Origin of the sequence: Chromobacterium haemolyticum, from assembly GCF_002081825.1 — a bacterium.
GTDB classification, from domain to species: Bacteria; Pseudomonadota; Gammaproteobacteria; order Burkholderiales; family Chromobacteriaceae; genus Chromobacterium; species Chromobacterium fluminis.
Map to the genome: position 1 here is coordinate 25,572 of NZ_MUKU01000020.1, position 23,624 is coordinate 49,195.

At 65.3% G+C, this 23,624-nt stretch carries 21 protein-coding genes; 7 read left to right on the forward strand and 14 right to left on the reverse strand.

Annotated features, from left to right (window positions below):
- The first annotated feature begins 53 nt into the window (after window positions 1-53).
- Window positions 54-2,879 (forward strand): hypothetical protein, encoded by a 2,826-nt coding sequence (locus B0T39_RS15325; RefSeq protein ID WP_141111251.1) that lies wholly within the window; start codon window positions 54-56, stop codon window positions 2,877-2,879.
- Between the two features lie 118 nt (window positions 2,880-2,997).
- A complete protein-coding gene (locus B0T39_RS15330; protein WP_081548090.1) occupies window positions 2,998-4,044 on the forward strand; it encodes a hypothetical protein in 1,047 nt (348 codons plus the stop codon).
- Between the two features lies 1 nt (window position 4,045).
- Here the strand turns inward: B0T39_RS15330 and B0T39_RS15335 are convergent, their stop codons facing one another.
- Window positions 4,046-5,008: a reverse transcriptase/maturase family protein gene (locus tag B0T39_RS15335; protein WP_176219568.1), complete on the reverse strand. Its 963-nt coding sequence runs from the start codon at window positions 5,006-5,008 to the stop codon at window positions 4,046-4,048.
- A 409-nt stretch (window positions 5,009-5,417) separates the two neighbouring features.
- Here B0T39_RS15335 and B0T39_RS15340 point away from each other — a divergent pair, with 409 nt between their 5' ends.
- The 4 genes from B0T39_RS15340 (at window position 5,418) to B0T39_RS15355 (ending at window position 9,645) form a co-directional block, all read left to right on the forward strand.
- Window positions 5,418-6,650 carry a contractile injection system tape measure protein gene (locus tag B0T39_RS15340; protein ID WP_141111252.1) on the forward strand — a complete coding sequence of 411 codons (1,233 nt, stop codon included), beginning with the start codon at window positions 5,418-5,420 and terminating at the stop codon, window positions 6,648-6,650.
- 156 nt (window positions 6,651-6,806) lie between these two features.
- On the forward strand, window positions 6,807-7,970 hold the full coding sequence (gene zapE, locus B0T39_RS15345; protein ID WP_081548093.1) for a cell division protein ZapE: 1,164 nt from the start codon (window positions 6,807-6,809) through the stop codon (window positions 7,968-7,970).
- 12 nt (window positions 7,971-7,982) lie between these two features.
- The gene (locus B0T39_RS15350) at window positions 7,983-8,564 is read left to right on the forward strand and encodes a uracil-DNA glycosylase family protein (protein WP_081548094.1); all 582 of its coding nucleotides are present in this window, start codon (window positions 7,983-7,985) and stop codon (window positions 8,562-8,564) included.
- A gap of 184 nt (window positions 8,565-8,748) precedes the next feature.
- Window positions 8,749-9,645, forward strand: a complete 897-nt coding sequence (locus B0T39_RS15355; RefSeq protein WP_081548095.1) for an alpha/beta fold hydrolase — start codon at window positions 8,749-8,751, stop codon at window positions 9,643-9,645.
- Window positions 9,646-9,703: 58 nt separating this feature from the next.
- Here B0T39_RS15355 and B0T39_RS15360 read toward each other — a convergent pair whose 3' ends face one another.
- The 13 genes from B0T39_RS15360 to B0T39_RS15420 form a co-directional block, all read right to left on the reverse strand.
- On the reverse strand, window positions 9,704-10,978 hold the full coding sequence (locus tag B0T39_RS15360) for an MFS transporter (protein ID WP_081548096.1): 1,275 nt from the start codon (window positions 10,976-10,978) through the stop codon (window positions 9,704-9,706).
- 138 nt (window positions 10,979-11,116) lie between these two features.
- On the reverse strand, window positions 11,117-12,076 hold the full coding sequence (locus tag B0T39_RS15365) for a PDR/VanB family oxidoreductase (RefSeq protein WP_081548097.1): 960 nt from the start codon (window positions 12,074-12,076) through the stop codon (window positions 11,117-11,119).
- Between the two features lie 51 nt (window positions 12,077-12,127).
- On the reverse strand, window positions 12,128-13,150 hold the full coding sequence (locus B0T39_RS15370) for an aromatic ring-hydroxylating oxygenase subunit alpha (RefSeq protein WP_081548098.1): 1,023 nt from the start codon (window positions 13,148-13,150) through the stop codon (window positions 12,128-12,130).
- A gap of 19 nt (window positions 13,151-13,169) precedes the next feature.
- Complete coding sequence (locus B0T39_RS15375) at window positions 13,170-13,400, reverse strand: recombinase-like helix-turn-helix domain-containing protein (protein ID WP_081548099.1); 231 nt, start codon at window positions 13,398-13,400, stop codon at window positions 13,170-13,172.
- Between the two features lie 24 nt (window positions 13,401-13,424).
- Window positions 13,425-14,399 (reverse strand): VOC family protein, encoded by a 975-nt coding sequence (locus tag B0T39_RS15380; RefSeq protein ID WP_081548100.1) that lies wholly within the window; start codon window positions 14,397-14,399, stop codon window positions 13,425-13,427.
- A 119-nt stretch (window positions 14,400-14,518) separates the two neighbouring features.
- A complete protein-coding gene (locus B0T39_RS15385) occupies window positions 14,519-15,997 on the reverse strand; it encodes an aldehyde dehydrogenase (RefSeq protein WP_081548102.1) in 1,479 nt (492 codons plus the stop codon).
- A gap of 8 nt (window positions 15,998-16,005) precedes the next feature.
- On the reverse strand, window positions 16,006-16,830 hold the full coding sequence (locus B0T39_RS15390) for an aspartate dehydrogenase (protein ID WP_217806258.1): 825 nt from the start codon (window positions 16,828-16,830) through the stop codon (window positions 16,006-16,008).
- Between the two features lie 4 nt (window positions 16,831-16,834).
- Window positions 16,835-18,487, reverse strand: a complete 1,653-nt coding sequence (locus tag B0T39_RS15395; RefSeq protein WP_081548104.1) for a thiamine pyrophosphate-binding protein — start codon at window positions 18,485-18,487, stop codon at window positions 16,835-16,837.
- Window positions 18,477-19,277, reverse strand: coding sequence for an SDR family oxidoreductase (locus B0T39_RS15400; RefSeq protein ID WP_081548106.1), 801 nt, complete (start codon window positions 19,275-19,277; stop codon window positions 18,477-18,479). The genes B0T39_RS15395 and B0T39_RS15400 overlap by 11 nt, the downstream gene beginning before the upstream one ends.
- A gap of 12 nt (window positions 19,278-19,289) precedes the next feature.
- Window positions 19,290-20,108 carry an IclR family transcriptional regulator gene (locus B0T39_RS15405; protein ID WP_081548108.1) on the reverse strand — a complete coding sequence of 273 codons (819 nt, stop codon included), beginning with the start codon at window positions 20,106-20,108 and terminating at the stop codon, window positions 19,290-19,292.
- A gap of 17 nt (window positions 20,109-20,125) precedes the next feature.
- Window positions 20,126-21,004: an alpha/beta fold hydrolase gene (locus B0T39_RS15410; RefSeq protein ID WP_081548110.1), complete on the reverse strand. Its 879-nt coding sequence runs from the start codon at window positions 21,002-21,004 to the stop codon at window positions 20,126-20,128.
- Between the two features lie 11 nt (window positions 21,005-21,015).
- A complete protein-coding gene (locus B0T39_RS15415) occupies window positions 21,016-21,771 on the reverse strand; it encodes an SDR family oxidoreductase (protein WP_081548112.1) in 756 nt (251 codons plus the stop codon).
- Between the two features lie 46 nt (window positions 21,772-21,817).
- Complete coding sequence (locus tag B0T39_RS15420; RefSeq protein WP_081548114.1) at window positions 21,818-22,702, reverse strand: hypothetical protein; 885 nt, start codon at window positions 22,700-22,702, stop codon at window positions 21,818-21,820.
- A gap of 297 nt (window positions 22,703-22,999) precedes the next feature.
- On the opposite strand from B0T39_RS15420, the gene B0T39_RS15425 reads away from it, so the two are divergent.
- A complete protein-coding gene (locus tag B0T39_RS15425) occupies window positions 23,000-23,548 on the forward strand; it encodes a cupin domain-containing protein (protein ID WP_081548116.1) in 549 nt (182 codons plus the stop codon).
- Window positions 23,549-23,624 lie beyond the last annotated feature (76 nt).

Consider the following 23,624-nt stretch of genomic DNA (forward strand, 5'->3'; position numbering starts at 1 on the left):
TATTGTGGCAAATGATTTTTTTGTGTATCACGGACTAACAAATTGGTTCCCACATGACAACGACCAAAACACAAGCTACCGCTACCGACTTTCAATCAATCCACTTCGATGCCCTGTGGTCTCAGGCGCAGGAGACCTTGGCCACGCAGTCCGGCAAAATCTGGACCGACACCGCCGAGCACGACCCCGGCGTCACCCTGCTGCAAGCGCTGACTTATAGCGTGTCCGACCTGGGCTACCGCCACACGCTGCCGCTGGTGGACTTGCTGACCCCCGAGCTGGAGCAGCGGAGCCAGGATGGCCTATTCCCTGCAAGCTTTGGCCCACACCAGGCGCTGACCGTATCACCCATCACCGAGGACGACTACCGCCGCGCGCTGCTGGATTTGAGCGCTGGCGATGCCGAGAGCCCCCAGCTGCTGTTCCGCAATGCGCGCCTGCTGCGCGAAGCCCCGGCTGAGCAATACCGCTACTACTTCGACGCCAAGCAGCGCGAATACCATTTCACCGCCGTGGATGGGCAAGCGCAAGAGCTGGCGGTGCAAGGCGCTTACCGGCTGCAAGTAGAGCTGAACCGCGATATCACCCAAGCCATGGCGGAGCCCGTCTTGCTGACGTTTTTGCACAATCACCGCAACCTTTGCGAAAGCGTGCGGGCGATAGACTGGTTGACCGCGCAAGATGTGGACGTCGACATCACGCTGGAGCTGGAGGACGATTTTCAGGACTACGCCGCCTTGCTGGCTCAGCTGTACCTGGCCGTGGAACACCATATCAGCCCGCAAAGCGAGCGGGCCTCGGCCGCGCAGCTGCGGGCGCGGGGCCTGGACAACCAGGCCATCTATCAGGGCCCTGAACTGCGGCATGGCTGGATCAGCGTTTTGCCACCGCTGGCGGCCTATGATGAGGGGCTTGAGATTCGCTTGAATCCGCTGGTGACAACACTGCAGACCATGACCGGAGTCAAAAGCCTGCAAACGCTGGGGTTCAACAAGGCTGGATGGGGGCTGGCGCTTAAGCCCAAACAATACGCACTGCTGTGGGGCAAGGACCCGCTGCAAAGCCTGGCGGATGGCCAGCGGGTCAAGCTGATGAAGCGCGGCCAGCAGATCAAGGTGACGAAAGCAGCGATTCAGGCGGCATTGCCCGTCTCCGCCGTGCAGTTGGAGGCGCCAGTTACCCTGCCTTATGGCCGCCACCGCCACCCGGCGCGCTACTATCCGGCCAGCGACAAGATCCCGCCATGCTACCAACTGCAAGCCGAGACGGATGATGGCAAGGTTAAACACTTGCACCAATACCTATTGCCTTTTGAACAAGGGCTGGCCAATGCGTGCGAGCAACTGGCGCTGCTGCCCAGCCTGCTGTCGTTCCAACGCGAGGCGGATCAGAGTCCTTACCCCGTGTGGGGCGGCCAATGGCCTTTTGCCGCGGACAGCGTGGCCGATAGCGTGCATGACGAGTATCGAGACCGCTTGCAACAGGAAACCGCAAGCCAAAACGATAAGGAGGCGCAGGAACTGGCCTTGCTCAATCACCAGTTAAGTCTGTTTGGACAGCAACGCGCGGATCGCACGCTCTTGAACGCGCCAGATTACCTGGCCTCGCAGCGCGCCTATCTGAGCCAGAACAGCCAACTGCACTATCAAGCCGGCCAATACCGTGCCGACGTCATCAGCGCCGCGCAACGCCGCATCGCCGCGCGCCTGGGCATGGATCAGGGCGTTTTCGACAACGATGGCGAGTTGAGCAAGCTGCCGTTCTACCTGATCGAACATCGCGCGCTCCTGCCCAAGCAACCGAACCCCGCTTACACCAGTTGGCAAGCTATCAAACGGATAGAGTCGGCGGGGGAGGGGACACCAAAAAGCTTGCAGCTGACCGTTGACGTTAAGCTGAGCGATTTGCAGCCCGGCCAATTACTGGAACTGCAATACACCGCCACGGCAGTGAAGCCGGTGCTGTTGTCCGCCTGCGTGGTGACGGCGGTGGACACCGCGGCCAAGCGCATCACCCTGGAGCTCAACGCGCAATTGCGCTCCTACCTGGACGAACTCATCGATTCAGATAATTGGGCCAAAGTGCAATGGCGCAATAGCTCGCTATGGCTGCAGGACATCAGTTTCCCCTTGCAATACCTGGCTGCGGACGATCCGAAACGCTCGCCCTTATTGGTGCCGGAGGAGGGCCAGCGCATCGTGACCGTGGACAATTTCCCAGCCCAGCTGGCCCCAGGCGACGAGATTATCCTCTATCGCCACAACGGCCCGGATAAGGCGAAGCCCGCCGCCAAGCAAGCGAATGAGGACGTGGCTGCCCGCGTGGTGGAAATCGACGCCTTGCGCCGCCAAGCGCTGATTGAGGTGCTTGACCAGGGGCCGGAGCTGCCGCAGGAAGCGCACCAGACTGCTTATCGCTGGTGTGTGTCGCGCACGGATCTGGCAGACCGTTTCTCCTTTACCGTCAGCGCGGTGTTCAATGAAGCCTTGCTCCTGGGGGAGCAGAGCCAGGTGGTGAACCCCTCCGTCACCGAGGCCTGGGTGCGCCGCATTGTGCAGGATGAACTGCCCTGCCATGTGCGCGCCGAACTGCACTGGTTGGAAGCCGGCTACTTTGGCGGCCTTGGCTACAGCTATGCGGCTTGGGCCGCCGGCGGTGCCAATATGGGCCGGCAAGCGTTTGATTTGCTGTGGCAACTGGCGTTGGGCATGCTGCCGTCCGGTCTGCAAGGCATTAACGCGATGCGCATCGCCACCGCCGCGCAACGCAGCGCCGTGGTGGGGGAAAATGAAACAGAATGGAATACTGGCCCCATCATGGAAAACAGCCTGCTCTATGTGCCTCCGGCGCAGCAGGCACTGCCACGCTCTGAATTCTGAGCATGACGTGGCACGCGGCCTTGCGAATGCCACACTATTCCCGTTCGCTGTGTGGACAGCGCCCACCTCATATCGGGCGGCCCGGAGCCGGACCGCCTCGTTGACAAAGGAAAATTAAATGAGCAAATCCAAACAGAATAATCCAGCCTCCGTCGTCGCCCTTAAGAGCCCCGCGGCGGCGGACCTCAAAACACGGTTCCAAGCCCAGTCCATCCCCTTGGAGAGCGATTTTGCCCAGCTGATCGACATGGCCGATGCCGGCTATCTCGCGGTAGGGAGTGACACGGGTACTCCGGGTGAGGGCTTGGCGTTGGACCAGGGGAAGCTGAAGGTCAAGGCCGGCAATGGCATCACCGTGGCGGCGGGGGGCGTGGAGGTGAAGCCGAACGCGGCTTTGGGTATCACTGTGGATGGCAATGGGGTGGGAATCAAGACAGATAAGAAGCACGGCACGGAGGTCGATAGCAATGACAAGGCCTTGAAGGTAGCCTTGTCGGGGACGTCGGGTTTGACGCGGACCGAGACTGGCCTGGCGGTCAAGACTCCCAATGGTTCCGCCATCTCACTAAGAGCAGAAGGCATTGCGGTGAAGGTGAATACTGCGAAAGGCATCGTCATTGAGGAAGACCAGTTGGCGTTGAAGCCGAACGTGGCTTTGGGCATCAAGGTGGATGGCAGTGGAGTGGGGATCAACACCTCGAAGGGTAATGGCTTGGACGTGGCCTCCAACGCCTTGAAGGTCGCCGTGTCAGGGACGAATCCGGGTTTGGAGTTGAAAAGCGATGGCCTCGCGTTGCATGTACAGAAGGGGAGCGGAGTTACGGTCGGTAAAGATGGACTCGGTATCGACGCGGTCAGACTTTACGGGTTAGCTATAGGTGCTACAGAAGTCGGCGAGATCTCGGGCGCGTATCTGTATGCAGGAAGGTGGTTTACTGGGGGCAGGTGGGTACAGTTTGTGGGAAGGCGTGTTAAGAATGTGGAGGTGAAGGATGCGAGTAGTATGCGGATATGGTGGGGGGCCCCTGAAGGTAAGGAAAGAGTTGCGATGTACATGGAGGTGAAGGACGGTCAATGGGACGACTTTAAACGTGATGCTGATTTTTCGGTTCAAGTGGCATGGGGCGCTAGTGTGGGGGGCAAGGCAAAATGGCGTAATTTGTAGGTCAGAGAGTGCGGGGCGTTGTGGTTCTTTTCCCCATCTCCCATCTCCGCAGATAGGCACCAACGCGCCCATCCGACGCGCCTTGCTCATAAAGCCGGGCTATCCGCTGGTCGCGTCGGTGCAGGGAACTGGCGGTCGGGCGGCATCCGTCCGGGTGAAACTGCCAGCCGAGAAAATCGAAGCCACGGCTGATGCGACCGATGAAGGTTTTATCCGGATGCTGGCGCAGTGTCAAGCCGTTTAGGATCGAGTTGACCCGCGCCACGGCGCGGCGCAGCTGGCCGTGGCTGCGGCACAGGACCACCCAATCGTCCATATAGCGCACGTAAAACACATCGCGCTGGGTCATCGCCTGGTCCAGGCTGTCCAGGTAGAGGGCGCCGATCAGCGGAGACAAGGAGCCGCCGCGGCAGATGCCGCGCCGCATGCTGTGAAACAGACCGCCGTCGCACAGGGTGCAGCTCACATAGTCATAGAGCAGGCGCAGGACTAGGGGGTCGGGAAACGCATCGGCCAGCATGGGGAGCAATAGGGTGTGATCGATATTGGCGTAATAACCCCGGACATCAGTGCGGAAGACGTATTCGTATTCACTCAGCGCCGCGCGCACCCGTCTTAACGCGCCAACGACGCCGCCATGGCCGGCCAGATGGGTGCAATGCGGCGAAGCGCGTGGCCGCCAGGCAGCCCCCAGCGTTTGACTGAGCGCCCGCAGCGTCAAGGCATCGGCGGCGTCCCACCACAGGTGGTCGCCATCCTCGCAGCGCCGTATCTGGAGCGGCCCCAGCCGGTAGGCGCCATCCCGCCACTGTTGCTGGAGACGCGCCTTATGGCGTGGCCAGTCGTGTCGCAGCCACCAGACATCGTCGTTGTGGTGGTAGCGCCGGCGCCGCCGGCACAGCCAGTGATAGGCGGCGTCGATATTATCATCGGCGGCCATGCGCTGGATCAGGGAGAGCGTCATCCCTGGCAGCATAAGCGTTGTTGCTGGGTAGGGCCAGGGTGGTGCGAGTGATATTTTGATCTAAGAGCCAGTTCAAAGTCTGCTGCGCTTCGGCGATACGGCGTTAAAAACAAGCTCAAAATGCTCATGTACCACTTGTACATTCCGCTTTTTCGCTCGTTTTCGTCTTGTCTCGCTCTTGCTCGCGAGACTTTGAACAGGTTCTAAGAAAAGGAAGCATGTGTCCCACTCTCCCGCTCGCATTCAGCGTTTTAGCCTGCAACTGAGCACACCCGCTGTGCTGGCCCAGTCGCTGCTGCCCCGCGGCCGTCGGCTGTTGCAGCCTAGCTTATTGGCTCAAATAGGCTTGCTGTTAAGACGCTATCCGCCGTTCCCCGAGCCACTGGCTTGCCTGAGGCTGGATCTGGGCGTGCTGCAGAATGCGCAGTTTGAAACCGAGCTGCCGCGTAGGTTGCTGGCGGCTTTGCAGACGCAGCTGGATCAGCAGCTTGCCGAGGCTGAGGGCGGGCCGCGGCCGGTCTCCGCGTCCTTGCCGGCCCGGTATTGGTCTGGCGGCGTTGGCACGGAGTGGTGGCCGGAGGGCGAGCGACCGGATCCCTCTTTTGATGGCGCTGCCGATGCGAGGCTGCCGTCATCCGGTGCGGCGCCGCTGCTGAAGCCAGCAGACGAGGGCCATGGCGGTAGCGAGGCGTGGCCGCCTGGCTTGGCGAGCAGAGAGGGCAGCGGAGACGAGCCGGTAAGGGCCGCCGCGTGGCCGGAAGCGCTGTCGCTGGCGGATTGGCGGCAGTATCTGTACAGCGGCTATGCTCCGCCCCCGCTGCGGCAGGTGCTTAAGACAGGTTCAGACCACTGGCTGCGGGCCTTGTTGGCGGCAGACCTTCAGTCCAGCCGTGCTCTGCTGGCCCGCCTGTGTTTGCAAGCTACGCCGCTGGCGCGGATCATCGCGGAATTTGCCGCGCCCGTGTATGAGGTCTTGCTGGCACCGTCAACGGGGGAGCGATTGACAGCAACAGATGTTGACCTGGCCGCCGCTTTGTCGTCAGCGGCATGGTGGCAAACATCACAAGCCGTGTCGCGATGTGAGGAGGTAAGCGATACCACCCAGGGAGACGCGTTATCAGGATGCTTGGCGGCGTTGCCACCGCGGATGGAGGTGGATAACGCGGGCTTGCTACTGCTATGGCCCTTATTACCGACCTGGCTGCGGCGCTGGGGCTTTCTGGAGCAGGATGGTTTTGTCAGCACGGCGGCCCAAGCGCAGGCGATAACCTGTTTGGACGCCTGGTTGTGGCGTGATTCGGCCCGCGCGGAATGGCGTACACCCTTCACCAAATTGCTGTGCGGCTGGCCTTTGGAGCAGCCCTTGGGTCCATGGGCACGGCCGGAGGACGACTGGCTGAGCAGCCTGGATGAGCTGCTGCATGAGGCCTTGGCGATGGTGCCCAGCTGGCGGCGTTGCGGCGTGCAGGATATCCGCCACTGGTTTTTGCAGCGTCCCGGCGTGTTGATGGCGCGGGATGGGCATTGGCAACTGGATATTGAGGCCGAGGCCTATGATATTTTATTGCGTGATTTTCCATGGCCGATTAAGCAACTGAGTTTGCCCTGGATGGCGCAAAGCATAACGGTGAACTGGGGCTGATCGGGAAAACGATGCGGAGTCGCATGGTGTATACCGTGCCGATGCTGGGGCTGGTTTTTATTTGGCGCGGGTCATAGTTTGGGTTTTTTGCCCACAGGTCCAAACGGGGTATGATGTCAGGCCGTACGTTTATTGCGCTTGCACACTCCGCCGCCCATGTCTCAGCACACTTTCTCCCCGGATGGGAACGCCCATCTCAGCCCCAAGGCCTGGTATCAGGCCGCCAGCGAAAAACCCGGTTTCATTCACGACGCGGCCCAGGCCGCGGCGATCGAGGAGCTGGACCTGCTGTGGCACCAGCTGGTGGAGTTCAAGAACAAGCGCAACCGCTTCCTCGGGCGCAGCCTGCGCAGCCCGGACGTGCCCAAGGGCCTGTATTTTTGGGGCGGGGTGGGGCGCGGCAAGAGCTTTCTGATGGACGCCTTCTACGCCTGCGTGCCTTACCGCCGCAAGCGCCGCATTCATTTCCACAATTTCATGGCCGAGGTGCACCGCGAGCTGCGCGCGCTGGCGGGCAGCAAGGACCCGCTGCTGGCCTATGCCGACAAGATCGCGCGCGACACTCGCCTGCTGTGCTTCGATGAATTCCACGTCAGCGACATCGCCGACGCGATGATGCTGGGCCGACTGCTGTCGGCCTTGTTCGAGCGCGGCGTGGTGTTGGTCACCACTTCCAATTACGCGCCGGATAGTCTCTATCCCAATGGCCTGCAACGGCAGAACTTCCTGCCCACCATCGAGTTGATCAAGCGCGAGCTGAAAGTGCTGAACGTGGACGGCGGCAACGACTACCGGCTGCGCGAGCTGACGCGCGAACCGCTGTTCATGGTGCCCGCTGACGCGGCCAACGAGGAGAAGATGGAGCAGCTGTTCCAGCGCCTGAGCCACGGCGTGGAGCAGAAAAAACGCTCCATTGAGGTGCTGGGCCGCGAGATTCCGGTCAAGCGCCTGGCCGCCGGGGTGATCTGGTTTGATTTCCTGGCCCTGTGCGACGGCCCGCGCGCGCAGACCGATTATCTGGAAATCGCCACCGAATACCATACCGTCTTCGTCAGCGGCATCCCCAGGATCACCGCGCGCGAGGCGTCCATCGCCCGCCGCTTCACCTGGCTGGTGGACGTGTTCTACGACAACCGCGTCAAGCTGGTGGCCTCCGCCGCCGCCGAGCCGGAACAGCTGTACACCGAAGGGGTGCAGGCCGGCGAATTCTTCCGCACCGCCAGCCGGCTGACCGAGATGCAGTCGCGCAGCTATCTGGAACTGCCGCACCAGTCCGTCGGCCAGACTCACGACCAGCCGCCGGCCGGCGTGGTGCTGTAAACGGCCGCGGACGTGGACGCCGACGGCCTGCTGCAAGAAGTGCGCGCCTGTCGGCTGTGCGCGGACAGCCTGCCGCATGGCCCGCGCCCGGTGCTGCAATGGCATCCGGACGCGCGCATCCTGATTGCCGGCCAGGCGCCGGGGCGGCGCGTGCACGCGTCCGGCCTGCCGTTCGACGATCCCAGCGGCGAGCGCTTGCGCGACTGGCTGGGCGTGGACAAGACGGTGTTTTACGATGAGACCCGCATCGCCATCCTGCCGATGGCTTTCTGTTACCCCGGCACCGGGAAGTCCGGCGATCTGCCGCCGCCGCCGCAATGCGCGGCTGCCTGGCGCCAGCCCTTGCTGGCCGGCCTGCCTCATCTGCAATTGACGATTTTGCTGGGCCAGTACGCGCAGCGTTATCACTTGCCGGGCCGTTATCCGCGGCTGACCGAGGCGGTGGAGCGCTGGCGCGAGCACTGGCCGGCCTTGCTGCCCTTGCCGCACCCCAGCCCGCGTAATCAACTGTGGCTGCGCCGCCATCCCTGGTTCGAGGCCGAACTGCTGCCGGCTTTGCGGCAGAGGGTGGCAGAGGTGCTGGAGCGCGGCTGAGAACCTGTTTACGATCTGCTGCGCGCTGTGAAACGTGGCTCGGTGAGTGCAACTTCGAAATGCTCATGTACCACGTGTACATTCCGCTTTCTCAGCCGTTTTCGCCTTGTCTCGCGCTAGCTCGCGAGATCGTAAACACGTTCTAAGCACTATTCACCATCAATGGTTTTCCAAGGAGGCTGCAATGTGGCGACGCTGGATCTGGAATGGCAAGCAATGGTTGTTTGACTGGGGCGTGCGCCAGCAGCGGCGCTGGGCCGGGCTAAAGCCGCGGCGGCGCAGGCTGGAGCAGGGTGAGTTGAGCTGGTTGGAGCGCGCGGCGCCGGCCGGCGCGCCGGTGCTGGTGTTGTTGCATGGCTTTGGCGCGGAAAAGGATCATTGGGCGATGCTGGCGCGTCGCCTGCCCAAGATGTTCCGCCTGATCGCGCCGGATTTGCCCGGCCACGGCGATAGCATGTCCGGTCTGGACATCAGCTACCGGGTGGAGGCGCAGGCGGATCGGCTGCGCGCCTTTCTGGATGTCTGGGGCGTGGAGCATGTCCACTTGATCGGCAATTCCATGGGCGGCGCCATCGCCGCCAACTTCACCGCGCGCTATCCGCGGCAGGTGGCCAGCCTGACCTTGTTGAATGCCGCCGGCGCCGGCGACAGCGCCAGTGAAATGGCGGAGTGGTGGCGGCGCAGCGGCGAGAACCCGCTGCTGGGCATGACTAGCGCGGACGGGGTGCGGGCGATGCTGGACTGGGCGATGTACCAGCCGCCGCCGGTGCCCGGCTTCGCCATCGAGGTGACGGCGGCGCGCAAGGCGGAACGCGTCGAGGTGGAGCGCAAGATTTTCGACGATCTGTTGGACAGCGTGGACCAGCGGCCCTTGCTGGCAAGCATTCAGACGCCGACCTTGATCGTCTGGGGCCGAGAGGACCGCATCCTGCACGTGGAGGACGCGGATTGCTTCGCCGCCGCCATCGCCGGCAGCGAGAAGCGGGTGCTGGAGCGGGTGGGCCATCTGCCGATGATGGAACAGCCGCGCCGGGTGGCGGAGTTGTGGCTGGATTTTGCGCGGCGGCAAGCCGGCGTCTGAGAGTCTGTTTCCAAGCGCCGCGAGCGGCACGACTCCCCCGTCTTGACGCCGCCAGCCCTCAAGCCGCCGGCCTGGCTTGTGTTTGAGCCGTCGTGACGGCGTCCCCTCGCAGCAAGGCCAGGCCACAGGCGATCACCACCACCTGGGTGCCTATCAGGCTGGCGAAGCCCATGGTGAAACCGCCGCCGCTGTCGCCGCTGAGGCTGATCAACCAGCCCATGAGCACGGGCATGAAGCCGGCGCTTAGGCCGCCGACGCCGTTGGTGATGCCAAAGGCGCAGGCCACGTGCTCCGGCTGAGCATAGTGCTGAATGGTGCTGGGGATGGCCGGGCTTTGCAGCCCCCAGCACAGGCCGGCGGCGGTGAGGCAGTAAGCGGCCGTGTAACGGTCCGCGCTGTTGATCGCCAGCAGCACCGCCAGCGCCACGCCCAGGCTGGCCAGGATGAAGATCAGCGGCACGCGGCGGCGCGGAATCAGGTCCAGCAGCAGGCCGCCCAGCAGCACGCCCAGCACCACCGCGTATTGCGGCAGCGATGCCAGCCAGCCCATTTCCCGCAGCGAAAAGCCGCGTGCTTGTTGCAGATACGCCGGCAGCCAGTTGCTGCTGCCCCATAAATAGGCGAGGAAGGCGGCGGTGAGCGCGGTCATGGTCAGGATGTGGCGGGTGTGGAAGGCCCCCCGGAACAGATCGGCCACGGTGGCGAGCGCGGCGCGCGGGGACTCCGGCCGCGGCAAGGCGGCGTAAGAGGCGGGCATGCGCACGAAGGCCAGCACCAGCGGCACGCCCAGCAGCACATTGAGCAGACCCAGCAGGTGGAAGGACGATTCCCAGTCCAGCAGCGCCACGGTGTAGCCGATCAGCGGATAGCCGACGGCCAGCCCGAGGCCGGTGCCCATATTGAACAGGGCGTTGGGCTTGCCGCTTTCCCCGCTGTCGAAGTGGGCCTTGATATAGGAGGAGCCCAGCGCGAACAGCGGCCCTTCGGCGAAGCCGAGCAGCGCGCGCGACGTCAGCAACATGCCGTAGCTGTTGAACCAGGGCGAAACAAAGGTGATCAGCCCCCAAAGGCACAGCCCGTAGATCAGGCTGCGGCGCACGCCGAACAAAGCGGCGCAAAATGGGGTGAACAGGATGGCGGACAGGCCGTAACCGGCCATGAAGGCGGTGGCCAGCAGCCCTTGCGCGCCGCGATCGTGCACGGTGATGCCCAGGTGGCGCAGAAAGTCGTTCTGGGTGATCAGCACCGCGATATTGATCCGGTCGACGTAGGAAATGGCGACCACCAGGAACAGCGTGGCCACGCCCAGCCAGCGTTGATTGCGTGTGTTCATTGCTCTTTCTCCTATTGCGTGGGGCGGTCTTGTCGCCGCTCGAGGCGCGCCGGCGGCGGGCGCAAAGGCTCCCCGCCGGCCCGCTTGGGGCCGGTTGTGGTGAAGGGGGAGACCGTCGCGCCCATCGCGGGCGCGCGTTTAGAGATCCAGGACCAGCTGCCGGCTCTTGCAGCCGGAGACGCAGATCATCATGGTTTTTCCGGCCTGGCGTTCGGCCGGGCTCAGCACCGAGTCGCGGTGCTCCGGCTCGCCGTCCAGCACCCGGGTTTCGCAAGCGCCGCAAATGCCTTCCCGGCAGCTGCAGTCCACCTTGACGCCGTGGGCCAGCAAGGCGTCGAGCAGCGATTGGCCGGCGGCCACATTGAGCTTGCGCCCGCTTTGGGCCAGCACCACTTCGTAGGGCGCGCGTTCGGCGGCGTCGGCCTGCGCGGCGGGCTTGGCGGCGAAGCGTTCGATATGGACATGGGGCAGGGCCAGGTCCGCGCATATTTGCTCAAAGCTGTCCAGCATGAGGCCGGGGCCGCAGCAATAGAAATGGCTGTCGGCGGGGAAGCGCTGCAGAAAACCGGCGAGCTTGGGCGGGCAGCCGGCTTCGGCGTCGATATGCCAGTCTATCGGCTGGCCGCCGCGGGCGATGTCGTCGGCCAGGGCCGCCTGTTCGCGGGTGCGGGCGCAGTAGAGCAGGCTGACCGGCCGGCCCAGTTCGCGCATCCGCGCGTACATGCTGTAGATGGGGGTGATGCCGATGCCGCCGGCGATCAGCACGGTTTGGCCGGCGCTTTCTTCCAGCCGGAAATGATTGCGGGGCGCGGAAGCCGGCAGTTCCGCGCCGACGCGCAGCTGCTGATGGATGTAGAGAGAGCCGCCGCGGCTGGCGCGGTCCAGCTGGACGGCCACCACGTAGGCGCGCGGCGCGCAGCGCGGCGTGACCAGCGAGTAGCTGCGCGCCATGCCGTTGGGCAGGTGCAGATCGATGTGGGCGCCGGCCTCGGCTTGCGGCAGCGGGCCGCCGTCCGGCCGGGCCAGCTCCAGGCTGAGCACGCCGTCGGCTTCGCGACGCATCGCCTCCAGGCGCAGGGTGAGCAGGGTTTGAGTCATGGCGGGATCTCGTTGCGGGCGCGGAGCGGCATGGCCGCTCCGACGCGGGGTTCAGCCTTGAGCGGCGGCCATTTGTTCGGCGGCGAGGCGGCGCAGATAGCGGCGCTGACGCACGATGCCCATATCGTGCTGGTACAGGAACTCCCGGTCCCAGGCGTCCAGCTCCATGTTTTCCAAGGCTACACGGTCTTGTTCCAGCACCTGCCAGTGGCGCGCCTCCAGCCGGTTTTTATACAGAAAGCGCCAGGTGTCGCGCTGCCAGCCGCTGACCTTGCGGCAGCGCCAGAACACCACGGCGCACAGTTCGCGGCTGATCGGGGTGTACATGCCGATGATGGTGAAGTTGCCGCCGGGGCCGCCGGTCTTGGGATAGGGGATTTCCAGCCGGTGCCACATCGCCGTGCCGTCGTCTATGAGTTCGGTCCAGTCGAAGTTGACGTTTTTTTGGCCGGTTTTTTCAAAGACGAAGCCTTGCTCCAGGTCCCGGATGGCGAATTCGGCCTGGCTGGCGCCCTCGGACATGGTGTGGGATTGCTTGTGCAGGAAGGCGCCGTGCATCGGGTCCATCACATTGTCGGCCACGTAGCGGTAGTCGTTGCCCCATTCCACATAGCAGGGAAAGTGGCTCCATTCGTCGGAGTTCAGATACTCCGGCAGCCGCAGCGGAGGCGGCGCGTCCACCTCTTGGCTGGCGTTGTAGATGAAGATCATGCCGGCCTGCTCCTCCACGTGAAAAGCGCGAGCGGCCTTGGCGCCTTCCAGCTTGCAGCCGGGGCTGCCCGGCACCCGGGTGACGGTGCCGCGGCAGTCCACCTCCACGCCGTGATAGGCGCAGCCCAGGCGGTCTCCCAGCACAAAGCCCATGGACAGCGGCGCGCCGCGGTGCGGGCAGTGGTCTTCCAGGCAGTGGACCTTGCCGTTGGCCGGCTCGCGCCACAGCGCCAGCTTGTATCCGAGGCGGCGCAGGCTGACGGCGCGGTCGCCGACGAAGCGGGACGGACAGACCATGTGCCAGCGGTCTTTGAGGCCCTTGGCCAGATAGGCGTCGATTTGTTCCATGCTGAAATCGCTCATGATGTTCTCCTCTATGGGTTTATTGAGCCAGGCGCGCCATTTCGGCGCGGAACAGCGCTTCGTTCCAGCTGCCGCCGTTGGGGGCGAACGGGCCAAACTGGTTCAGGTGGGCCACCAGGCCGTCCAGATCGTGAATTTCCTGCGCGTAAGCCCGTTCGATGGCGTCGCCCAGCAAGTCTTCATAGGGGGTGGGTTCGGCGCGGCGGGCCTGGTGCGGTTCCAGTGCGCGGGGCGGGATGACTCGGCTCATGGTGTGCTCCTTTATCAAGAGGGATTAGCGATCGGTTTCGCCGGTTTTGTCGGTGAGAAAGCCTGGGCGCGGCGCGGCGGCGCTTTTGGGGCGGCGGGTATGGCCGTCCAGGCCGCCGGCCACCGCCCATTCGGCGAAGCGTTCCGGGCCCGGTTCGAAGTCGCGCGGCTGCCAGGCCTCGCTTAGCTCGTCTTCGTCGCTGTAGTACTCGACCAGGCCGCCGGCCGGGTTTTCGAAATACCAGAAGTAGGCGGAGGAGATGGGGTGGCGGCCGGGGCCCAGTTCGGTTTTCCAGCCGCAACGGTCCATGGCCAGGCCGCCGCCTATCACTTCGTGGATGTCGCGCACGGCGAAGGCCACGTGATTGAGGCCTTTCTTGCCGCTGGGCAATTGCAGCAGGAAGAGGTCGTGGTGGCCGCCGCGCGGCGCGCAACGCAGGAAGCTGCCGCGCTGCGGGTATTGATCCGACAGGGCGAAGCCCAAGCGGTCGCAATAGAAGCGGACCATGGCTTCGCGTTGGTCGACGAACAGCACCACATGGCCCACTTCTATCGGCTGGGCGTTTTCGTAGACCGGCCCGCGCTGGTCCACGCGCGGCCGATCGCTCCAAGTGTTGAAGCGGGCGCAGTCCAGCTCCAGCGGCCGTTTGCGGCTCACTTGCAGCGCAATGCTCAAACCGCAGGGGTCTTGGCAGTACAAACGCTCGGCTTCACGCCGGTAGCCGGGCAGATTGCGAACCCGAGCGGCGTATTGGTCGAGGTCGCCGTCGTTCTCCACGCCCCACACCACTTCCACCAGCGTGGGGCCGTCCTCCAGGCCCTCGGGCAGACCTGGTCGGTCCGGATGGGCGATGCGCACCACGCCGTCGTTGAGGCTGCGGAATTCCAGCTCCAGCTCGGTCTCGTGGGCCAAGTGCAGTCCCCAATCCAGGAAAAAGCGTTTACAGGTGGCCAGGTTGGCCGCGCGATAGGTCACTTCGTCTATGCCTACTACCGCCATGAGTGAGTCCTCCTCTATCTGAAAAACTTTTTTGCCACGGAAAACTTCAATACTTCTTGAGCCGCGAAACTCGCGAAACGACACCAACGTTTTGTATTGGCCCGCGGCTAAAAACTTCTTTAGCGCGCCCAGGGCAGCGGTTCCGGGTTCAGCCCCCAGTAGAGGCCTTTCTGTTCCATGTATTGCAAGATGCCCTGTCGGCCTTTTTCACGGCCCAGGCCGCTGTCGCGCCAGCCGCCGAAGGGGGTGGCCGCAGAGAACTGTTTGTAGGTGTTGATCCAGACGGTGCCGGCCTGTACCGCGCGAGCCACGTGCCAGGCGCGCTGCGCGTCGCGGGTCCAAACACCGGCCGCCAGCGCGTAGACGCTGTCGTTGGCCTGGGCGATCAAGTCGGCTTCGTTGTCGAAGGGCAGCGCCGCCAGTACCGGGCCGAACACCTCGTCCCGGCACAGCCGCGCCTGGTTGTCCAAACCCTCTAGGATGGTGGGCGGGTAGTAGTGGCCGCGATCGAACAGGCCGCCGCGCGGGCGGGTGCCGCCGCAGAGCAGGCGGCCGCCGTCTTCCAGCGCGCGCGCCACGTGGGTTTCCACTTGGTCGCGGTGGGCGGCGCTGATCAGTGGCCCCATTTGGGTGACGGGGTCGGCCGGGTCGCCCAGGCGCAGTTGCTTGGCGCCGGCGAGCAGCCGCTCCATGAACTCGGCGTACAAGGGACGGGCGATGAAGAGGCGGGAGCCGGCGATGCAGGATTCGCCGGAGGAACTGAAGATGCCGTAGAGCACGCCGGCGACGGCATGATCGAGATCGGCGTCCTCAAACACCATGGTGGGGGATTTTCCGCCCAGCTCCAGCGAGACCGGCATCAGCTTTTCCGCCGCCAGCGCGGCGATATGGCGGCCGGTGGCGGTGCCGCCGGTGAAGGCCACGCGGCGCACCAGCGGGTGGCGCACGATGGCGTCGCCGATCAGCGAACCCTTGCCGGGCAATACGCTGAGCAGGCCCTTGGGCAGGCCGGCTTGTTCGCAGAGCCGCGCCAGTTCCAGCGCCAGCAGCGGCGTGAGCTCCGCGGGCTTCAGTACTACCGCGTTGCCGGCGGCCAGCGCCGGCGCCAGTTTTTGCGCTTCGCTGGCGATGGGGGAATTCCAGGGCGTGATGGCGGCCACCACGCCCATGGGCTCATGCAGGCTCAGGCTGAGGTAATCGCCGCGCGAGGGCGTGACGCTGTCTTCCAGCGTTTCACAGGCGGCGGCGAAAAACTGAAAGGTGGCGGCGGCGCTGGCCACCAGCGCGCGGGTTTCCTGGATAGGTTTGCCGTTGTCCTGCCGTTGGCGCTGGGCCAGTTCTTCGGCGCGGGCGCGGATGCCTTCGGCCACGCGGTAGAGCACCCGCGCGCGCTGGTGCGGCTTCCATTGCGGCCAGCCGCTGGTGTCGAATGCGCGCTGCGCGCCCTGAATGGCGGCCTCCACATCGTCAAGGTTGGCGGCGCGCAAGCTGGCGACGGGCTCGTTGGTGGCCGGGTAGCGGCTGTGGTAGAGCTCGCCGCCGCCCAGACGCCAGTCGCCGGCGATGCAGATGGGCAGTGGAGCAGGTAAGGAGGTCATGTGGATTCCTAAATGGCGATGGCCTGGGCATGGTTGAGCAGAGCTCGCGCCACGCTGTAGACGGTGAGGGCCGAGGTTTTGGGGTTGCTGGCCAAAGGGCGGCCTTGCAGGCTGAGGCTGAGTTCTCCAAAGCCGCCGCGGGCGTCGATGCGGTGCAGGTTGCCGCTGATGGCCGGGTCGGCGTAGAGCTGGACTTGCACCCGGTCCAGGCCCAGGCTGGCCAGCGCCACGGTGGCGGCGACATTGGCGTTTTTGGGGAAACGCCGCGCGGCTTCCCGCGCCGATCCGGAGAAAATCAACTGCGCTTGTTGCAGCGCGGACAGGTCCCAATCCTGTTCGGCCGCTGTGCCTTGCCAGGCGCGCGGCGGTTTGCGGCCGGTGTAGCGCACATGCTCCAGACCGCCTAGGCGGGCGGCGGCCAGCGCGTCGATGGCGCCGACGGCGCCGGACAGCAGCCGCGCTTGCGCGCCGCCGCGCCGCGCCGCGGCCTCCACCCGCTCCAGCATGACGGTGTCCGTCAGCGCGCCGGCGGAGACGATCAGACAGTCGATGCCGCGTTCCAGCGCCGGCAGCACGTGCTGTTCAATGGCGGCGTGGCCGGCGCATTCCACTAGCAGGTCCGGCGCGGGCGCGTCCGGGGCCAGCGCGCGCAGGGACCGCGCTTGCGGGGCGAGCCGGGCCAGGGCGTCGCGGACGCGGGGGGCATCCGGCGCATGCGTCAGCACCTGGCCGACGCGCAGCGCCGGGTCCGCGGCGATCAGTTCCAGCACGCCGGCGCCGATGGCGCCGCAGCCTACCAGGGCGATGTCCAGCATGGGCTTGGGGCGGGCCATGGCTTTATTCCTGTTTATTGGTGGGCGGGCCGGCGAAGACGCTTTTGAAGCGGCCGATCGACAGCATGTCTATTTCCAGCAAGAAGGGGCCGCGCTGTTCCAGGGCGGCGGTCAGCGCCGTGTCCAGGTCTTCCAGCCGGCTGACCTTGCGGTGCTGCAGCCGCAGCGAGGCGCATAGCTGGGCGTAGTCCGGGGTGTGCAGATCGACATAGCACCGGCGGCCGCCGTATTGGGCGTCCTGGATATTCTTGATCACGCCGTAGCCTTGGTCGTTCATCAGGATCATCACCAGATCCGCTTGCTCCTGCGCGGCGGTGGCCAGCTCCCCTAGGTTGAGGATGAAGCCGCCGTCGCCGGCCAGGCCCAGGGTCTTGCGGCCGCTGCCGTGAGCGGCCGCGCCAATGGCGGCGCCTATGCTCATCGCCAGGCCCTGGCCGATGCCGCCGCCCAGCGCGTGGACGCCAGCGGTGGGGGTGAACAGCCGCAGTTGGCGGTTGCCCCAGGTGCTGTTGGACACGGTGACATCGCGCACCCAGTTGAAGTCGCGGCCGATGCGGGCTTGCAGCGTGTCCACCAGCTGGCGGTAAGGGCCTAAGCCGTCCAGCAGGGTTTCGGCGGCGCTTTGGCGCGCGCGCCAGAGGTCGGCGGGCAGCGCGGGGTCGACGCGCATGCGGCCTTCCAGCCGGTTAGCCAGGCCGTCCAGCGTCAGCGCGGCGTCGCCGCAGACAAAGCTGTCGCTGGCGTAACCGCGGCCTTCCGCCTCGGGGTCTGCGTCGACGCGGTACAGCGGGCGTGGAAGCTTGAGTTCGTATTTCAGGGTTTCGTTGCCGCGCAGGCGGGAGCCGACCACCAGCATGGCGTCGCAGCTTTGATAGAAGGCTTCCACCGGCGCCTGCAGATTGTAGGCGCCCAGGCTGCGTTCATCGTCTTCCGGCACGATGCCGCGCCCCTGCGTGCTGCTGACGACGCCAAAGCCCAGCCTTAGCAGCCGCCGCACCGCGTCGCCGGCGCCGCGCGCGCCGCCGCCCAGCCACAGTAGGGGCCGTCGCGCCGCGGCCAGCCGGTTCGCCAGCGCGTCGAGAGCGGCTTCTGACGGCACCGCCGCGATGAGCGGCAGCGGCGCGAGATCGGCCGGCAAGGGAATGCGCCGGGCCTGGATGTCGATGGGAATCTCAATGCTGACCGGGCCGGCGGGCGCGCTCAAGGCGGCGCGCACCGCTTGCTTGAACACGCCGACCGCGGTTTCTGCGCTGCGCACGCGAAAAGCGGTTTTGGAGATCGCCCGCAACATGCTTAGCTGGTCAGGCGCTTCGTGGATGTAGGCCAGGTCTTGATCCAGGTAAGGGGTTTCGATCTGGCCGGTAATGTGGAGTAGCGGGGTGCCGGCGGTGAGCGCCTCGACCATCGCGCCGGCGGCGTTGCCGGTGCTGGTCAGGCAAACGCCCAGCCCTCCGGTGGTGCGGGCGCAGGCGTCGGCCATATTGGCGGCGCCGGCTTCGCCGCGTGCCGGCACAAAGCGGATGCGGCCGCGCTGGTTCAGCGCGTCGAGGATGGGCATGTTATGGATGGAGATCACCCCGAAGGCGGCTTTGACGCCGCAGTTTTCGAGAAAGATCGCCAGCGCTTCGCCAACGGTGACGGTGTGTTTATCTGGCATGACGCGACAGGCCTCCGGAGATGTCGAGATGGCTTCCCGTGGTGTAGGAAGAGAGCGGGGATGCGAGGAAGAACACGGCTTGAGCGGCTTCTTGCGGCCGGCCCAGCCGGCCTAGCGGGATTTGTTTGCGCGCGGCGAGCGCGGCGCTCCATTGGTCCCAGTCCTGCGCCGGATCGTCGCGTTCGGCGAAGCGCCGCCGCCACTGTCCAGAATCGACCAGGCCGATCAGGATGCCGTTGACGCGTACGCCGCGCGGGGCGAATTCAGTGGCCAGCGAGCGCACCAGGTTGAGTACGCCGGCGCGAGCGGCGGAGGTGGCCACCATGTGGGGTTCCGGCTGTAGGGCCAGCAGCGAGTTGACGCAGACGACGGCGGCGGGCGCGCGGCGCTCCAATTGAGGCAGGAAGCTGCGGGTAGGATGGATCACGGACAGGAATTTCAGCCGAAGTTCTTCCAGCCAGGCCTCGTCGCTGGTGTCTGCGAAGGTGGATACCCTGCCTTGACCGGCGTTGTTGACCAGGATGGAGGCCGGGCCCAGCCGGGCTTCCGTCTCCGCGGCGAAGGCGGCTATCGCGTCGCGATCGAGCACGTCGCAGGCGCGGGCCAGCAGCCGGGCGGCGGGGAAGCGTTGCCGCAACAGCGCTTCGGCCTGAGCCAGCCGTTCCGCGCTGCGGCCGCAGAAGGCCACCGCGGCGCCGGCGGCGAGGAATTGTTCGACACAGGCGAGGCCGATGCCGGAGGAGCCGCCGGTGACGACGGCGACGGACTGATCAAGATCGCAAAAGCTCATCGGAGGCTCCATTCACAGGTGGATGACTTTGCCCATGCCGCCGCCGGCGTGGCCCAGCGCGCGGGACAGCTCGGCGGCGGCGGCGCGGATGTGGCCGGCCAGCGTATCGGCTTGGCCGGGCTCCAGCCTGGGCATGGGGAGGGTGGCGCCGATGGCGGCGATGATGGCGCCGCCGTGGTTGCGCACCGGGGCCGCCACGGTGGAGATATTGGTTTCGAAGAAGCCTTCGCCCACCAGGCAGGGGGGCTCCCGGTCTTGCTGCAGCAGGTGGAACAGCTCCAGCGTGTTGCGCGGGGTCTGGCTGGAGTGGATGTCCAGATGCTCTTCCGGATACAGCTCGCGTAGTTTCTCCAGCGGCAGTTCCGACAGCAGGATGCGGCCAAACACGGTGGCGTGAGCGGGCAGGCGGGCGCCGATATTGATGTTGGAGGCGATCCAGGACGGCGGGTTGACCTTGGCGACGTAGACGATGGAGCGTCCGTCGCGCACCACCAGGCTGCAGGCGTGGCCGATCCGGTCACGCAGCCGCCCCAGCACCGGCAGACCTAGTTCGGTCAGCTCCAGCGAGGACAGGTATTCGAAGCCCAGGCGCAGCACGGCGATGCCCAGCCGGTAGTCGCGGCCGCCTTCGGCGCGTTCAATGAAGCCCAGTTGTTCCAGCGTGGCCAGCATGCGGAACACGGTGGAGCGCGGCAGCGCCAGCCGGCGGGCCAGTTCCGGCGCGCTCAGCGTGGGTTCGCTGCGGCTGAACTCGCCCAATAGGCGCAGGCCGCGTTCCAGGGCCGGCACGGTGTAGCGGGCCGGGTCGTCGTTATGGTTCGAGTCATCCATGGCGGTTTCCTTTGCTCTTAGAGAGGGACGGGGGCGATGACGGCGAGCAGCCGCGCCGCCAGCTCGGCCGGCGCTTCGATATGGCAGGCGTGGCCGCAATTGGGCAGCGGTTCGAACGGCGCGTCGAAGACGGCGGCGACGGCGCGGCAGTCCGCGGGCGGGGTGGCCAGGTCGTGTTCGCCGCACCAGACCGCCACCGGCAGCGGGGAGGGCGCGTAGCGGGCGATGTCGTCGCCAGTCAGCAGTTCGACGGCTTGGCCGTAGCCGTCCTCATCAAGCTGGGCCATATTCCAGCGTACCCAGGCGCGCGCGGTCGCGTCGGCGGCGGCGGAGAGCAGGCGGGCGGGCGCTTGCGCAGCCACTTGGACAATGCCTTGGGTGTGCAGCGCGCGCAGCCGGTCTTTGCGGATCCGCATGCCGTCGGCGCGTCGGTCAATGGCGCCGTAGCCGCGGGCGGGGGAGACCAGCAACAGCCGCTCCAGCCGCTGCGGATAGCCGTGGGCGTGGGCGGCGGCCATCAGGCCGCCCAAGGAGTGGCCAACCAGCGCGCAGCGGGTGACGCCGGCGGCTTTAAGAAAGCTTTCCAGCGCCAGCGCGTAATCGCCGGCTCTGGGGCGGGCCTGCTGCAACGGGGTGGAGTCGCCGTAGCCGGGCGCATCCCAAGCCAGTACGCGAGCATGCGGCGCCAGCGCGTCGGCGACGTCAAGCCAGCTGGCTGAGGTGGAGCCGATGCCGTGCAGCAGTACGATGGTTGGCTCGCCGGCGCCGCATTCGCGGTAGGCGAAGACGCGGCCGGCCGCGTTCAGGCGGCGTTCCGGAAAGCTTTGGCGCAAGCGCCGACGCAGGCCGAGCAGAACAGCCTCATCGGCCGCCGCGGGTAGATCCAGTGCGGTCATGGGGTGTCCCTTCAGTGCATGACGAAGCCGCCGTTCACCGCCAGCAATTGGCCGGTGACGAAGCGGGAAAGATCGGACAAACAGAACAGCACCGCGCCGCAGACGTCGTCCGGGGTTTGCGGGCGTTCCAACGCGCGCTGCTCCACATATTGACGATGGCGCGCGGCGGAAACCTGAGCGGTGGCTTCGCCCAGGGTCAGGCCGGGCGCGACGGCGTTGACGGTGATGCCGGCCGCGCCCAGTTCGCGCGCCAGGCTGCGGCTCATGGCGATGACCGCGCCCTTGCTGGCGGCGTAGGCCAGCAGCCGCGGCGCGCCCCATAGCGCGGTGTCGGAGGCGAGGTTCACCACGGCGCCGCGGCCGGAGGCGCCCAGCGCCTGAGCGCAGGCCATGGTCGTCAGCCAGACGCCGCGCACGTTGACCGCCATCACCCGGTCCCAGCACTCAATATCCAGTTCGGCGGCGGCAATGCCGCCGGAATCGGTGACCGCGCCGTTGTTGACCAGGCCGTCCAGCCCGCCCAGCAAGCGGACGGCTTCATCTACGCCGCCGCGGATGGAGGCCGGATCGGCCAGATCCAGAGGCAGCGCCCAGGCGGTATGGCCGGCGGCGCGCAGCTGTTCCGCCTCGGCCTGCGCCAGTTCGTGGCGCAGGTCGGCAATCACCACCGCCGCGCCTTCTCGGGCTGCGCTTTGGGCGAAGGCGAGCCCGAGTCCGCGTGCGCCGCCGGTGATCAGAACGCGTCTGTCTTTGAGGTTGTCCGGCATGAAATCTCCTTGAAAGGGTTGGCGTGGGCGCAAGGCCGTTTGCGGATTAGAAATGCCACTCCAGATTCAGGGTGGGCGTATTGGTGTCCAGGCCCGGCCCGCCGGCGTTGCCGTAGGTATTGCGGCGCAGCTCGTAACCCAGACCCAGCCAAAGCGCGTTCTTGGTCTTGAAGGCCAGCAGGCCGATATCGGCCATCAGCGAGGGGCGGATCAGGTATTCGGCGGCGGTGTCCCGGTTCTGGTAATCCTTGCCTTTTTTGGCGTTGTAAAAGGCGTAGCCCTGGAATTTCAGCGGCAGCCCGGCCCATTGGAAAGGCAGGCCCCAGGCCAGTTCCAGGCGCGGAAAGGGATCGAAGGCGACGCTATTGCTATTGCCCGCCTGGCGGCAGGGGGTCAGACCGCATTCGCCCCATTCCCGCGCGTAGAGCAGGGCTAGATTGAGGTAGCCGGGCACGTCGAACTGCGCGGTGGGGCCGATGACCAGCATGCGTTTGGCCGGGGAAAAGGTGGAATTCTTGGTTTCCACGTCGAAGCCGGCTTGCAGCGAGAAGTCGCGGATCGGGCCGAAGTTGGCGGTGCTGCCGCTGAGTTTTTTCCATTGCAGCTGATGGCGGTAGGCGAGATAGAACTCCGTGGCACCGTTGTCCGGGCCGGAGCTGGACGGGTCGGCGCCGTTGGAGCGCAGGTAATCCAGCACGAAGAAATTGCTGCCTAAGCGATAGGCGGAACTGTGGTTGAGGGTGAGGATCTGTTTGCGGATGTCCCGGTTGTTGCCGGGTTCCTGATAGGCGTTGCCGAAGCGGTAGCCGATAAAGGTGTCGGACCAGTCCGCGGCGTAGGCGGACGCGGACAGGGCCAGGCAGAGCGCGGCCAGCGTCCGGGGGCGTCGGGCGCGGGACGGTCGAGTACGGGGCAAGTGGATAGGGGGCATTGCTGTTTCTCCTCATAAACCTGGTCGTCATTGAATGCGCCGGCTTTTATTTTTGTTCCACCTATAAAACAAGGATTTATTTGTGGAACATGATCGACTTTATGAGGTGAAAACCGAGCAAAATATTAGGGTTTTCCCTAATATTTGGCCTGGGTTCGGCTTGCCTAGGCTATAGAAGATTTCATCAATGAAATCATGTTTCATAGACGGAACAAATGGGGCGCCCAGCGCCGCTCCCAGCGTTCCGGTTTCGACATTCCAGCCTGCGAGCAGGCTGCCCGCCGTTGAAAGACCTCCATGAACAATGATCGTTTGAATGAATTGGTGCGGGAGGCTCTGCCTTCCTTGGCCAGGCCGGCCGACAAGAGCTTTGCCGAGTGGATGGCGTCGCGTTGCGTGTTGCGTTCCACTCGCCGTTACGACTGGGACGCCTTGAAGTTTCAGGCGGATTTCAAGCCGGAGTACGGCCGCGCGCAGATGCGCTATGTCGGCACCGGCGCCACCGGGGTGGCCGCCGACGGCAATACCGTGCCGGCGGTGCACTTCACTTTTTCCACGATGAAGATTCCGCCTGGCCATATCGGCCCCTTGCATCTGCACACCGACGCGGAGGAGATCTTCTTTGTGTTGCAAGGCACGGTGAAGCTGTTTTGCGAATCTTTGGAAGGGGAGCGGTGGGAGGCGGTCGTCGGCCCGCGGGATCTGATCTCGATTCCGCCGGGGATCTACCGCGGCGAAGAGAATGTGGGCGACGACGACGCCTTGCTCTGCGTGATGGTGGGTTCGCCGCGGCCAGCGACGCCCACTTATCGGCCGGACGACCCCTTATCCAGGATCAAGCGCTGATGGCCTGTTGAATTAGACGCGGTCAAAACAAAAGCCGCCCGGCGCATCGGCGCCGGGCGGCTTTGGGCACTGCGAA